At 31.1% G+C, this 14,583-nt stretch carries 11 protein-coding genes; all 11 read left to right on the top strand.

Translation table 11 applies throughout. From position 1 onward, the window contains the following. The first annotated feature begins 8 nt into the window (after positions 1-8). The 11 genes from OIU80_RS03295 (at position 9) to rfbF (ending at position 14,583) form a co-directional block, all read left to right on the top strand. A complete protein-coding gene (locus OIU80_RS03295; protein ID WP_264285661.1) occupies positions 9-2,450 on the top strand; it encodes an exopolysaccharide transport family protein in 2,442 nt (813 codons plus the stop codon). 26 nt (positions 2,451-2,476) lie between these two features. Continuing rightward, a complete protein-coding gene (locus OIU80_RS03290) occupies positions 2,477-3,454 on the top strand; it encodes an SDR family oxidoreductase (RefSeq protein WP_264285660.1) in 978 nt (325 codons plus the stop codon). Between the two features lie 61 nt (positions 3,455-3,515). Beyond that, positions 3,516-4,907 (top strand): UDP-glucose 6-dehydrogenase, encoded by a 1,392-nt coding sequence (locus tag OIU80_RS03285; RefSeq protein ID WP_264285659.1) that lies wholly within the window; start codon positions 3,516-3,518, stop codon positions 4,905-4,907. A 64-nt stretch (positions 4,908-4,971) separates the two neighbouring features. After that, positions 4,972-5,436: a UpxY family transcription antiterminator gene (locus OIU80_RS03280; protein ID WP_264285658.1), complete on the top strand. Its 465-nt coding sequence runs from the start codon at positions 4,972-4,974 to the stop codon at positions 5,434-5,436. A gap of 303 nt (positions 5,437-5,739) precedes the next feature. Next, a complete protein-coding gene (locus OIU80_RS03275) occupies positions 5,740-7,023 on the top strand; it encodes a nucleotide sugar dehydrogenase (RefSeq protein WP_264285657.1) in 1,284 nt (427 codons plus the stop codon). Positions 7,024-7,050: 27 nt separating this feature from the next. Next, positions 7,051-8,058: a mannose-1-phosphate guanylyltransferase gene (locus OIU80_RS03270; RefSeq protein WP_264285656.1), complete on the top strand. Its 1,008-nt coding sequence runs from the start codon at positions 7,051-7,053 to the stop codon at positions 8,056-8,058. A gap of 7 nt (positions 8,059-8,065) precedes the next feature. Further along, positions 8,066-9,112 carry a dTDP-glucose 4,6-dehydratase gene (rfbB, locus tag OIU80_RS03265; protein WP_264285655.1) on the top strand — a complete coding sequence of 349 codons (1,047 nt, stop codon included), beginning with the start codon at positions 8,066-8,068 and terminating at the stop codon, positions 9,110-9,112. A gap of 69 nt (positions 9,113-9,181) precedes the next feature. After that, complete coding sequence (locus OIU80_RS03260; protein ID WP_264285654.1) at positions 9,182-11,650, top strand: SLBB domain-containing protein; 2,469 nt, start codon at positions 9,182-9,184, stop codon at positions 11,648-11,650. Between the two features lie 16 nt (positions 11,651-11,666). Further along, positions 11,667-12,743 (top strand): Wzz/FepE/Etk N-terminal domain-containing protein, encoded by a 1,077-nt coding sequence (locus OIU80_RS03255; RefSeq protein ID WP_264285653.1) that lies wholly within the window; start codon positions 11,667-11,669, stop codon positions 12,741-12,743. A gap of 16 nt (positions 12,744-12,759) precedes the next feature. Further along, positions 12,760-13,788, top strand: a complete 1,029-nt coding sequence (locus OIU80_RS03250) for a ferredoxin--NADP reductase (protein WP_264285652.1) — start codon at positions 12,760-12,762, stop codon at positions 13,786-13,788. Between the two features lie 24 nt (positions 13,789-13,812). Beyond that, positions 13,813-14,583, top strand: coding sequence for a glucose-1-phosphate cytidylyltransferase (gene rfbF, locus OIU80_RS03245; protein WP_264285651.1), 771 nt, complete (start codon positions 13,813-13,815; stop codon positions 14,581-14,583).

Raw genomic sequence — 14,583 nt, 5'->3', positions numbered from 1 at the left:
CTCAGAAAATGTTAGATATAAAAGATTTTTCAATTTTTGACAATCAATCCAATTTTGATTTTAGAGGGTTTTTATTAAAAATTGGAGGGTACTGGAAATGGTTTTTATTGAGTTTAATTATTGCTTTTGCAATTGCCTATCAAGTAAACATTCGTAAAGAAAAAATATACGGAATGGAAACGTTGATTTCTATAAAAGAAGAAAACAATCCATTTTTTACTTCAAATACAAGTTTAGTCTTTAATTGGGGAGGAACTTCTGATCAAATTAGTAGTACAACCACAGTATTGCAATCAAGATCTCATAATGAGCTAGTTGTAGATAAATTACAATATTATATTGATTATCTAGAACAAGGTGAATATAATTTGGTAGATTCTTATGGAGCTGTCCCTTTTTATGTAGCTATAGATAAATCGAAAGGACAGCTAGCTAGTTCGTTAATTAGTATTAAGTTTTTAAATGCTAATGAATATGAAATCGGAATCCCTTTTGAGAATAATTCGGTTTCATTAATTACTTACACAAATAATTCATATAGTAATACAGCTGTAGAAATAGGAGAGTTTGTGAAAAAATATAAAGTTGGAGAACAAGTTTCGTTGCCTTTTTTAAATTGGAAATTGCAAATAAATGATAATCCAGGTTTTTATAAAGGCAAAGAATATTTTGTAAGATTTAATAATTTTGACGGAACTGTTGCAAGATACCGTGGAGTTAGCGTGCAATCGGATGAAAGGGGAGGTTCGATACTTACATTAGGAATGCAAGGAACTAATAAAGCAAGGATGGTTGAGTATTTAAATTCGACTGTGAAGATGCTAATAAAAATTCAACTTGATAGTAAAAATCAGTTTGCGACAAATACGATTAATTTTATCGATAGCACACTTGTGGCAATGGAAACTCAGTTAAAGCAAACTGGAGATGAGCTAAAATCGTTTAGAAAGGGCAAAAATGTTTATAATATAGAAGAAGGAGGGAGTAAATTCTCAGACAAAATAATGGATTTTGATGTCGAAAGAGATGAAGTTACTCGCAAAATTGCCTATTATAATTCGTTAAAAGCTTATTTAAAAAATAGTGTTGATTATTCTAAATTGCCAGCCCCATCAGTAGCAGGAATTGAAGATCCAAATATTGTTGTGAATGTTTCTAAATTGATATCGCTTTCTACACAAAGATCAGAAATGGCTTATGCAGTAAAAAGTGATAAGATTTTTAAGGATTTTGACAATCAAATGGTGGCTGTTAAAAATGTTTTGTTAGAAAATATTGCTTCGGCAAAAGCTTCACTGCAATATGATTTGGCAATGGTTAATAGTAAAATTGGCCAGACTGAAAGTACAATAAAAAGATTGCCAGAAGAGCAGCAGGAATTATTAAAAATTAAGAGGAAGTACGATTTAAGTGATAATATTTATAGCACATTTCTTCAAAAAAGAAGTGAAGCCGATATTGTAAAAGCAGCTAATTTATCCGATATTCATTTTATAGATCCAGCTAAAGATGTTGGAGGAGGGTTGATAGGGCCTAAAACTTCAGTTAATTATGTTCTAGCTTTATTCTTAGGGTTATTGATTCCGTTGTTAGCCATTTTTGCTATTTTCTTTATTAATAATTCAATTCAAAATATTGAAGATGTTAGTAGACAAACACAGATTCCATTAATTGGAGTAGTGGGTGTAAATAATGAAGCTTCGAGTTTAGCGGTATTTGATAAACCTAAATCCGCATTGTCGGAATCATTTAGGGCAATTCGTTCTTCCTTGCAGTTCTTATATAAAAAACAGCAAGTTGATGGAGCAAAGACATTAATGATAACTTCATCGGTTAGTGGTGAAGGAAAAACTTTTTGTTCTATTAATATAGCTACCGTTTTTGCCTTGAGCGAAAAAAGAACAATTATTGTTGGTTTGGATTTAAGGAAACCAAGATTAGCAGAAGAATTTGAGTTGACTAATGATGTAGGAGTAGTTAATTATTTGATTAATAAAAAAAGCCTAGCCGAAATTACGAATACAACCAAGATTCCATATTTAGATGTTATTCTTTCAGGGCCAATTCCTCCAAATCCTTCTGAACTGATTTTAGGGGAAACCATGAAAGAATTTATTGATGAGTTGAAAAAAAAATACGATTATATAATTTTAGATACCCCTCCAGTTGGACTTGTTTCGGATTCTTTAGAATTGGCACAATATAGTGATGTTATCTTATATATCGTGAGACAAAATTATACCAAAAAGGATATGATAACGTTGTTAAATAATAGAGTAAAAAGAGGGGAGCTTACAAATACGAGTATTGTTTTGAACGGATTTGAGAATAAGGCCAAATACGGTTCCACTTACGGATATGGTTATGGGAATTATTCTAATGGATATCATGAAGAAACAAAAAAAGTGAGTTTGTTAAAAACGATTTTTAATAAATGGAATAAAAAATAATATCGAGTAATTTAAAAGAATTAATTATGGAATCACAAAACACGATATTAATTACAGGAGGAGCTGGTTTTATAGGCTCTAATCTCTGTGAATATTTTTTAAGACAAGGACATAAAGTTATTTGCTTAGATAATTTTTCTACAGGTCACCGACATAATTTAAAAGATTTTATTTCTGATGTTAATTTTAAATTGATTGAAGGAGATATTCGTAACATTACAGATTGTATCCTAGCGGTTCAAGGAGTTGATTATGTTTTACATGAAGCTGCTTTAGGTTCAGTTCCAAGGTCAATAAATGATCCGATTACGACCAATGATGTTAATGTTTCGGGTTTTTTAAATATGCTAGTAGCTTCAAGAGATGCTAAAGTAAAGCGATTTATTTATGCAGCAAGTTCATCTACTTATGGTGATTCAGAAGGACTTCCGAAGGTTGAAGAAGTAATTGGTAAGCCATTGTCTCCTTATGCTATTACAAAATATGTAAATGAATTATATGCTGAAATCTTTAGTAAAACTTATGGTTTAGAAACAATAGGATTGCGTTATTTTAATGTTTTTGGTAGAAAACAAGATCCGCAAGGGGCTTATGCGGCAGTTATTCCAAAATTTGTGAAGCAATTAATGGAATTGGAAAGTCCTTTGATTAATGGTGATGGGAATTTTTCTCGTGATTTTACTTATATTGATAATGTGATTCAAATGAATGCTTTGGCTATGGTGACTAAGAATCCAGAAGCAGTTAATACAGTATATAATACTGCGTATGGGGATAGAAATACCTTAAATGATTTAGTTGGTTATTTGAAAAAATATTTATCTGAGTATAATCCAAAAATAGCTTCGGTAGAAGTAACGTACGGTCCAAATAGGGTAGGAGATATTCCACATTCTTTGGCAAGTATAGATAAAGCAAAAAAAATGCTAGAATACAATCCAAAATATTCATTACAAGAAGGTTTAAAGGAAGCTGTAGGCTGGTATTGGAATAATTTAAAATAAGAACATTCTTTTGATGTAGAATGAAAAAAATAAAATAAAAAACATTAGTAAATTTAATTAGATGAAAATCACAAAGATTTGTTGTATTGGTGCGGGTTATGTAGGAGGGCCAACTATGGCAGTTATAGCACAAAAATGCCCGCATATACAAGTTACAGTAGTTGATTTAAATGAAGATAGAATCAAAGCATGGAATGATGAGAATACTGATAATATACCAATTTATGAGCCAGGTCTTGATAAAATTGTAGCTGAAGCCAGAGGACGAAATTTATTCTTTTCTACAGATGTTGAAAAAGCTATAGATGAGGCTCAAATTATCTTCATATCTGTAAATACACCTACTAAAACCTATGGAAAAGGGAAGGGAATGGCTGCGGATTTAAAGTATATTGAATTGTGCGCAAGACAAATTGCAAAAATTGCAAAAGATAATAAAATTGTAGTTGAAAAGTCGACATTACCAGTACGAACAGCTGAGGCTATTAAAAGTATTTTGGATAATACAGGAAATGGAGTACAATTTCAAATCTTATCAAATCCAGAATTTTTAGCAGAAGGGACTGCAGTTACTGATTTATTAAATCCGGATAGAATATTGATTGGTGGAGATTCTACATCAGAAGGTAAAGAAGCAATAGATGCTTTAGTGGAAGTGTATTCAAATTGGGTATCATCAGATAAAATACTAACTACAAATGTTTGGTCATCGGAGTTGTCGAAGCTGACTGCAAATGCATTTTTGGCTCAAAGAATATCCTCAATCAATGCCATGTCTGAATTATGTGAGAAAACAGGAGCAGATGTGAACGAAGTCGCTAGAGCAATTGGAATGGATACGAGAATTGGGTCTAAATTTCTCAAAGCATCAGTTGGGTTTGGAGGATCATGTTTTCAAAAAGATATTCTAAATTTAGTGTATATCGCTAAAACATATGGATTGCATGAAGTAGCTGATTATTGGGAACAGGTAATTATTATGAATGACCATCAGAAGAGAAGGTTTTCAAGTAAAATAGTTCAGACGTTATATAATACTGTTTCTGGTAAAAAAATAACATTCTTAGGCTGGGCATTTAAAAAGGATACAAATGACACGAGAGAGTCGGCTGCAATTTATGTGGCAGATGATTTAATTAATGAACAAGCCAAGATAGCTGTTTATGATCCTAAAGTTTCTAGAGAAAAAATGCTAAATGATTTAAATTATTTAGAAACTAGAAGTTTAGAGAAAAATACTAAAGCAGTTGCAACTTTTGAAAATGCTTATGATGCTTGTAATGGAGCTCATGCAATTGCAGTTTTGACTGAGTGGGATGAGTTTATGACATATGATTGGGCAAAGATTTATGATTCAATGCAAAAGCCAGCTTTCATTTTTGATGGAAGAAATATATTAAATAAGGAAGAATTAAAGGATATTGGATTTGTGTATTTAGGAATTGGGTCATGATATTAGTATTGTAATTAAGAGTTGTTAACGTTTATAGATAAATTTCATAACAAATTAAGTAGTAATGAATTGGTATGTAGTTTATACGAAACCCAAATGGGAAAAAAAAGTTGCGGATCAATTAAATAAAATAGGAATAAGTTGTTATTGTCCATTAATTATTCAAATACGACAGTGGTCGGATAGGAAAAAAAAGGTTGAAGTGCCGTTGTTTAATTCTTATGTTTTTGTTCAATTAGAAGATTTGGATAGGAATTTAGTATTTCAAATTCCAGGAGTAATTCGTTATTTGTTTTGGTTAGGTAAACCGGCCATTGTGCGTGATGAAGAAATTAAGGTTATTAAAAACAGTTTAGAGTCTCCAACTATTGGTGAGATTTCAGTTGCTCCATTTAAAATAGGAGATAAAATTAAGTTAGATTCTGGAGTTTTTAGCAGTCAGGATGCCATCGTACAAGAGATATCTAATACTCATTATATATTGGTTTTAGAGTCATTGGGATGCGTGCTAAAGATTAAGTTTAAATAAATTAACAAGAGAATTTCGGAAAATAAGTAAGGTTGTTCGAAAAAAAAAGTCACTAATTTTAGTGATTTTTTTGTTTAATATTTCGATTTGGAAGTTTTTTTTAAATTGATTTTTAGCTCATTGTGTTTTTTTAGGTTGGATAATATAGAATTTTTATATTTCTATGATTTTTGCTATTGAATTAATAGCCTTATTATGGTATATTTGCCGAAATAGTATGTTCGTTTATCTGCGTCAAAATGTGACTTGGATAAGCGAAGCTGTGTTGATAAATGATTAAAATAATTAATAAAACTAGTAATAATGGATAAAAACGTAAAAATAGCAGTTATAGGCTTAGGTTATGTTGGCTTGCCATTGGCTAGATTATTTGCTACAAAATATTCTGTTGTTGGTTTTGATATTAATCAATCAAGAATTAACTCGTTACAATCAGGAACGGATACAACATTAGAAGTTGATGATGAAACTTTACAAAAAGTTTTACTCGATAAAACAGGGGGTGCTATTGGTTTGTATTGTAGTTCAAAAATTGAAGACATAAAAGATTGTAATTATTATATAGTTACAGTTCCTACTCCGGTTGATAAAAATAATAGGCCAGATTTAACGCCTTTATACAAATCAAGTGAAACAGTTGGTTCAGTTTTAAAAAAAGGAGACATAGTTATTTATGAATCTACTGTTTATCCAGGGGTAACTGAAGAAGAGTGTGTGCCTGTCTTGGAGAAAATATCAGGATTGAAATATAATGTTGATTTTTACGCAGGGTATTCACCAGAACGTATTAATCCAGGAGATAAAGAGCATACGGTTGAAAAAATTTTAAAAGTAACGTCGGGTTCAACTCCAGAAATAGGAAAAAAAGTCGATGAATTATATAGAACGGTTATTACAGCCGGAACACATTTAGCGCCAACAATAAAAGTGGCGGAGGCGGCTAAGGTTATTGAGAATTCACAAAGAGATATTAATATTGCATTTGTAAATGAGTTAGCTAAAATATTCAATTTAATGAATATTGATACTCAGGCTGTTTTAGAAGCTGCAGGAACAAAATGGAACTTTTTACCATTCAAACCAGGATTGGTTGGTGGTCATTGCATAGGTGTTGATCCTTATTATTTGGCACAACGAGCTCAGGAATTTGGTTATCATCCTGAAATTATTTTAGCAGGACGTCGTTTAAATGATAGCATGGGAGAATACATTGCATCACAAGTAGTGAAGTTAATGTTAAAAAAAGGAATTTACGTAAATGGAGCTAATCTTTTAATGCTTGGAATTACATTTAAAGAAAATTGTCCAGATGTTCGTAATACCAAAATTGTTGATTTAATTCTGGCTTTGAAAGAATACGGTATTACAATTACAATATTTGATCCATTAGCTAGTTTAGAAGAAGTATATAAAGAATATAAATTAGATATAACCAATATTATCCCAAATCAAAAATTTGATACTGTTGTTCTAGGGGTAGCTCATGCTGAATTTTTGAGTTTAAACTTTTCAGAATTACAAAAAGAGAATAGTTTGTTGTATGATGTAAAAGGGATTTTAGGAAACATTGCAGATAGTAGACTATAGAATATAATATTTGTTTTAAATAAAATTATGAAGATAGAGAATTCAATTATACATGTTATTTTAACAGGAGGAGTTGGAAGTAGATTATGGCCGCTTTCTCGTAAAAGTATGCCTAAACAATATTTAGAAATATTTGAAGAAAAATCATTATTTGAAATGACAGTGGAACGAAATGCTAATTTGGCAGATAAAGTTATGGTTGTTGGAAACATTGATAACTGTCATTTGAGTGAAAAGGTAATGAAGAAATTAGGAAAGGATTATATCAATATTGTAGAATCAACTCCTCGAAATACAGCAGCTGCTATTGCCTTTGCTGCCTTTGCTTCACAATCTGACGATATATTAATCATTACGCCTTCAGATCATATTATTGATGAAATGGACAAATATAACGAAGCTATAAAAAATGCAATTACCAAAGCAAGTGAAGGTTATATTGTGACTTTTGGAATAGTTCCTACTAAACCAGAAACAGGGTATGGTTATATCGAATCAAAAGGTGATGATGTAGTTTCTTTTCGTGAAAAACCTAATAGTGTTACTGCAAAAAGTTTTATTGCGCAAGGTAATTTTTTATGGAATAGCGGAATGTTTTGTTTTAAAGCCGGTGTCTTATTAGATGAATTAAAAGCATACCAGCCTGAAGTATATGAGAAATCTAAAAAGGCTTGGGAGAATAACAAAAATGGTAATCTAAATTTAGATTTATCACTAGACATTCCTTCTATAAGTATTGATTATGCTGTTATGGAGCGTAGTAAAAAAATAAAAGTAGTACCTGCAGCTTTTGCTTGGTCTGATTTAGGATCTTTTGAATCGGTATATGATTATTTAATCACTAAAGGACATTTTGTCGATAAGTTTGGGAATATGGTTATTGGTTCTGATAAGCATACAACATTTTTGGGATTAAAAAATACTATTTTTGTATATACTGATACTGCTAATTTGATTCTGCAAAAAGAAAATTCACAAGATGTCAAGGATTTATATGGCGAATTAGAGAGTAAGAACTCAGAATTATTGAATTAAGATTAAAATGAAAAAATTACTTATAACTGGGGGGGCTGGATTTATTGGTTCGCACGTAGTGAGACGTTTTGTGACAAAATATCCACAATATCATATTTTTAATTTAGATGCTTTGACATATGCTGGTAATTTAGAGAATATAAAAGATATTGAGGCGGAACCAAATTACACTTTTGTTAAGGGAGATATTGTTGATGAAACTTTTATAAATAATCTTTTTTTAGAAAATAATTTTGAAGGAGTTCTGCATTTAGCAGCTGAGTCTCATGTAGATCGCTCGATAGAAGACCCGCTTTCGTTTGTAAAAACGAATGTTATTGGTACAATGAATTTGTTGAATGCCGCAAAAAATCAATGGAAGAATAGTCAAGAAGGGAAGAGATTTTATCATATTAGTACGGATGAAGTATATGGATCGCTTGGAGCTGAAGGATTATTCACAGAAAAAACGGCGTATGATCCTAATTCCCCTTATTCAGCCTCAAAAGCTAGTTCTGATCATTTTGTAAGAGCTTATGGAGAAACTTATGGTTTGCCTTATGTTTTAACAAATTGTTCCAATAATTATGGATCCTATCATTTTCCAGAAAAATTAATTCCTCTTTTTATTAATAATATTATCAATAATAAACCATTGCCTGTGTATGGAGATGGTAATTACACACGTGATTGGTTATTTGTTGAGGATCATGCTATTGCTATTGATTTAGTATTTCATGAAGGGAAAAATCATGAAACTTATAATATTGGAGGTTTTAATGAATGGAAGAATATTGATTTGGTAAAATTATTGTGCCAAATCATGGATGAGAAATTAGGAAGAGATAAAGGAACTTCTCAAGAATTGATAACTTACGTAAAAGACAGACCAGGACATGATTTGCGTTATGCAATCGATGCTTCAAAAATTAATATTGAGTTAGGATGGAAGCCTTTAGTTACTTTTGAAGAAGGATTAGAAAAAACTATAAATTGGTATTTAGGTAACGAACAGTGGTTGCAAAATGTGACTTCTGGAACTTACAAAGACTATTATAAAAAACAATATTCTTAATATTTGTAATTTTTAATTCAAGATATTGAATTAGGAATTGTCTAAATGAATTTTATTAAAATAAACTATATGAAAAAGATAACAGCAGTACTCATATTATTTTTTACTCTTTTGGTGTCATTAAATATGTCAGCTCAGGATATTTTAAAGTCTAAAGACTTAAGTACTGTTAAGGTCGATTATTTATCTGATAGCGATATTAATAAAATCAAAAATCAATTAGATGCGAAAGACCTTACTATAGATGATGTAGAGGAAGCAATTTTATCAAAAGGAATGAGTAAATCTGAGTTTTCTAAATTGAAAACAAGATTGGAAGAAGCTTCTAGAAAAGACTCTAAAAAGAAGGATTCGAAAGATAAAGATTCAAAGGATAAGAATTCAAATGATGAAGATTCAAAGGATAAAAATAAAAAGACTGAGTTTGGAAGGAAACAACAAGAAATTGTTAATAATAAAATAAAAGATTCTATAAATGCTTTAATCTTTGGCTCTGAATTATTTGATAATCCAACATTAAATTTTGAACCTGATTTGAAATTAGCAACACCAATGAATTATATTCTAGGACCTGGTGATGAATTACAAATTAGCGTTTATGGTGTTCAGGAATTTGAAGATAATATTCCGGTAAGTGTTGAAGGAAAGATTACGATACAATATGTTGGGCAAATCGCTGTTTCGGGAATGACGATAGAAGCAGCTACGCAAAAAATCAAAGCAGCTATAGCAAAAGTATATAGCACAGTCCGATCAGGTCAATCACAGGTAAGTGTTAGTTTAGCACAAATCAGAACTATTAAAATTACTATTGTTGGTGGGAAACAACCAGGTAATTATTCTGTATCTTCTTTGGCAACAGTATACAATGCTCTGCATTTAGCAGGTGGACCAGGAAAAAACGGAAGTTATAGAAATATTGAATTGATTCGTAATAACAGAGTTTATAGAAATATTGATATCTATAAGTTCTTAGTGAAGGGAGATCAGTCAGATAATGTGAATTTAAAAGAAAATGATGTAATTCGAATTCCAGCCTATAGTCAGAGAGTAACAGTAGAAGGAGAAGTAAAACGCCCAGGAGTTTTTGAGATGAAAAAAGGAGAAACTTTTGCAGATCTATTATCTTTTGCTTCAGGATTTAATGAATTTGCTTATACAGCTTCTGTTAATATTTTACAAAAAACGGGAAAAGAGTTTAAAGTTCACGATGTAAATGAAAGTGAATTTAAAATATATCAACCGCAATCTGGGGATGTTGTTAAAGTAGCAAAAATTTTAAATCGATTTGAAAATCGTATTCAAATTGAAGGTGCGGTTTTTAGACCAGATTTCTATTCTTTTACAGAAGGGATGCGTATATCTGAATTAATAACACGTGCAGAAGGTTTAAAAGAAGATGCTTATACTAAAAGAGCTAGAATTATTCGTTTAAAATCGGATTTAACAACAGAAATTGTAAATGTTGATTTAGCAAGTGCTTTATCGGGGGACTTAAACTCTGATGTGCTTTTAAAAAGAGAGGATATTGTAACAGTATATTCTATTTTAGATTTTAGAGAAGAATATAAAGTTACAATTGATGGTGAAATTAAAAACCCAGGAGAGTATGAGTTTTATGAAAATCTAACATTAAATGATTTGGTAGTTCAGGTTGGAGGATTAACAGGCTCAGCATCAAAACGAGTTGAGATTGCAAGAATGAAAAAGTCAGATGCAATTGATGATGCAGATCCTAAAAGAGTAGATGTATTTGAATTGGAGATTAATGAAGGTAATAATGAACAAATTAAAAACTTTGAGTTAATGCCATTTGATGTGATTAATGTACGAAGAATGGCTGTTTATGAAAAACCAGAAATGGTTAAGATTAGTGGTGCAATTTCTTATCCTGGTAAATATGTTTTGGCTAACAAAAAAGAAACTGTCTATAATGTTGTAATGCGTGCTGGAGGACTAACATCTATTGCGAATTTAGATGGGATGAAGATAAAAAGACCGATTAAAGAAGAGCAAATAGAAAAATTACAGAGCATCGACTTGAATTTAAGAAAAGATGATTCTTTAAAGGAAAAGCAATTAGTTAAAAGATTAAAAGACGAACTTAAATATGCGACTATTCCTGTAGATTGGGAAAGAATTGTAAAAGATAAAAACCATTATTCAAATGTTACTTTATTCCCTGGGGATGAAATAGAAGTTGCGACGTATAATGAAGGGGTAAAAGTAACAGGTAATGTATTGTTGACTTCGGAAATTCCATATAGAAGCGGTAAGAGTTTTAAGTATTATTTAAATGCTGTTGGAGGTGTTGATAATATGGGTTGGAAGAAAAAGGCATATATAATTTACCCGAATGGAAAAGCTGCTGTAGCAAGTTCTTTTTTATTTTTTAGATCATATCCTAAAGTAACTCCAGATTCTCAAATCGTAGTTCCTGAAAAGCCAGTGACTAAAAAGATGACTGCGGGAGAATGGGTTGGTATTGGTAGCGTAATTTCGAGTTTGGCATTGTTAGTTATAACTGCTTTTAAATAAAAAATAATTTCTAAAAATGGATAATAATAGACCTATAGAGCACGATGAGATTTCGTTAAAAGAGTTATTAGTAAAAGTAAACAAATGTTACACTTATTTAATTTCTGAATGGAAAATTATTGTACTGGCGGGAATAGTAGGGGGAGCTTTAGGTTTGACATATTCTTTTATGAAAAAACCAGTTTATACGGCTACTTTGTCATTTGCTTTAGAGGATGAAAAATCTGGAGGTGGTGGATTAGGTAGCGCATTAGGTTTAGCTGGATCTTTAGGTTTGGATTTAGGTGGAAGTGGAGGTAGCATTTTTACTGGATCTAATTTGACAGAGTTGTTTAAATCTCGTAGAATGGTTGAGCAAACTCTATTGACTCCTGTTGATTATAATGGTAAAACAATTTCTTTGGCTGAAATGTATATTGAAATTAATAAAATAAGAGATAGCTGGAAGAATAATCCGAAGTTTGCAGTTATTAAATTTTTGCCAAATGAAAGTCGTGTTAAATATACAAGGGTTCATGACAGTATTTTAGGAACAATTTACCAAGGATTATCTAGAGGAGGATTACTGGTTGGTCAAAAAGATAAAAAAATATCTATCATTTCTGTTGATATGTCTTCTACTAGTGAGTTATTTGCTAAATCTTTTTGTGAGGCATTAGTGAAAGAAGTTTCAAATTTTTATGTGGTTACAAAAAGTAAAAAAGCACGTGACAACATGGATGTTTTAGAAAGGCAGACAGATTCTATTCGGAGAGAGCTCAATGGTGCGATTACTGGGGTAGCGGTTGCAAATGATAATACATTTAACTTAAATCCAGCATTAAATGTGAGAAGAGCGCCGTCAGCTAGGAAACAAATTGATGTTCAGGCTAATACGGCTATTTTGACAGAGTTGGTAAAGCAGAGTGAATTGGCTAAAGTGACCTTGCGCAAAGAAACACCTCTAATTCAGGTTATTGATAGACCAATTTTGCCTTTACCTAAAGAACGTTTTGGTAAAGCAAAGGGATTAATTTTAGGCGGTTTTTTTGCTGTTTTTTTTGCCGTTTTCGTTTTAATTTTTAAAAGAATCTTAAAAGAGATAATAAGATAGATTTTTTAAACTAACTATGAAAAATTATACATTAAAAGTTCTAGAAGTTAGAAAAGAAACAATTGACACAGTCACATTATGTTTTAAACAACCTGGATTAAAAAAAATTAAATATTTAGCGGGCCAATATTTAACATTACAATTTAGAATTAATGGGCGACGATATATAAGACCTTATTCATTTTCTTCGACGCCATCAGTAGATTCAACGCTTAATGTAACTGTAAAACGGGTCTCAGGTGGGATTGTGTCAAACTATATTAATGATACTATAAGGGTAGATGATGTCATTGAAGTTCAACAACCTTTAGGAGATTTTATTTTTGATGAAAATCAATTGATGAAATCAGTTGTATTTTGGGGTGTTGGTAGTGGAATCACTCCGCTGTTTTCAATAATTAAAGAATTACTGACCAATCAGTCTCTGATTAATGTTTATTTGATTTATGGAAATAAATTAAATTCATCGGTAATATTTAAAAGCCAATTAGAAGAATTAAAAAAAACATATAGTAAGCGTTTTAAAGTTTGGAATTTTTACTCTAGAGAAGAATTTTTCGAAGAAAACACGCATAACCATAGGGGAAGAATTCATTCTGATTTTATAGAAAAATTAATGAGGGATGTAGAAAATCCAAGTAAGCATTTCATATGTGGCCCAAAAGATTTAAAAAACACAGTCAAAGAAACATTGTTAAATTTAGGTTTTTTAGAGGATAATATATTATCAGAAGAATTTGAATTGGTGAAAAATCCGGAAGATTTTATTGGAGTTGAAACACAGAAAATAACCTTAAAGTTTGAAAGTAAAGTTATTGATCTTGATGTTTTAAAGGGTAAGAGTGTTTTGGAAGCAGCATTAGATGTTGATGTAGAATTACCGTATTCTTGTCAAATTGGTAATTGTAATACTTGTAAGGCGGTTCTTAAATCGGGAGAAATGAAAATGATAGGATTAAATAAACTTAGAAAAGATTTGAATGAGAATGAGTATTTATTATGTTGTAGCTATCCTTTAACAAAAAACGTAAGTGTTGAAATATAATAACGATAAAAAATGTATAATAAAATGAAAGTTGTAATTTTAGCAGGAGGTCTTGGAACTAGATTATCTGAAGAAACTGTTTTACGTCCTAAACCTATGGTTGAAATTGGAGGAATGCCTATTCTTTGGCATATAATGAAAATTTATTCATCATATGGCTATAATGATTTCATTATTTGTTTAGGTTATAAAGGATATATAGTTAAAGAATATTTTGCAAATTATTTTTTACATAAATCGGATGTTACAATCGACTTAAAAAATAACTCAATTAAAGTTCATGAATCTGAAGCTGAACCTTGGACTATTACGTTAGTAGACACAGGTATAAATTCAATGACTGGAGGGCGTATTAAACGTATTCAGAAACATATAGGAAATGAACCTTTTTTATTGACTTATGGAGATGGTGTGTCAGATGTTAATATTTCAGATTTAGTTTCAGCTCATAAAACAGGTAATAAACTTTGTACAGTGACATCAGTCCAGCCTTCAGGGCGTTTTGGAGCCTTAAATTTAACTAACGATAACAGAGTAAATTCATTTTTAGAGAAGCCTAAAGGAGATGGTGCCTGGATAAATGGAGGTTTTTTTGTTTGCCAGCCAGAAGTATTTAATTATATAGCTGGAGATGAAACTGTATTTGAAAAGGAACCGATGGAACGTCTTGCTGCAGACGGTGAAATGATGGCTCACTTGCATGAAGGTTTTTGGAAACCTATGGATACATTAAGGGACAAAACTGAATTGGAATTAAGCTGGGACTCAAATACTGCACCTTGGAAAAACTGGTAG

This window comes from Flavobacterium frigoritolerans, from assembly GCF_025847275.1.
GTDB classification, from domain to species: domain Bacteria; phylum Bacteroidota; class Bacteroidia; order Flavobacteriales; family Flavobacteriaceae; genus Flavobacterium; species Flavobacterium frigoritolerans.
Note: the sequence above shows the minus strand (reverse complement) of the source record. Positions and strands in the feature narration are given on the sequence as shown.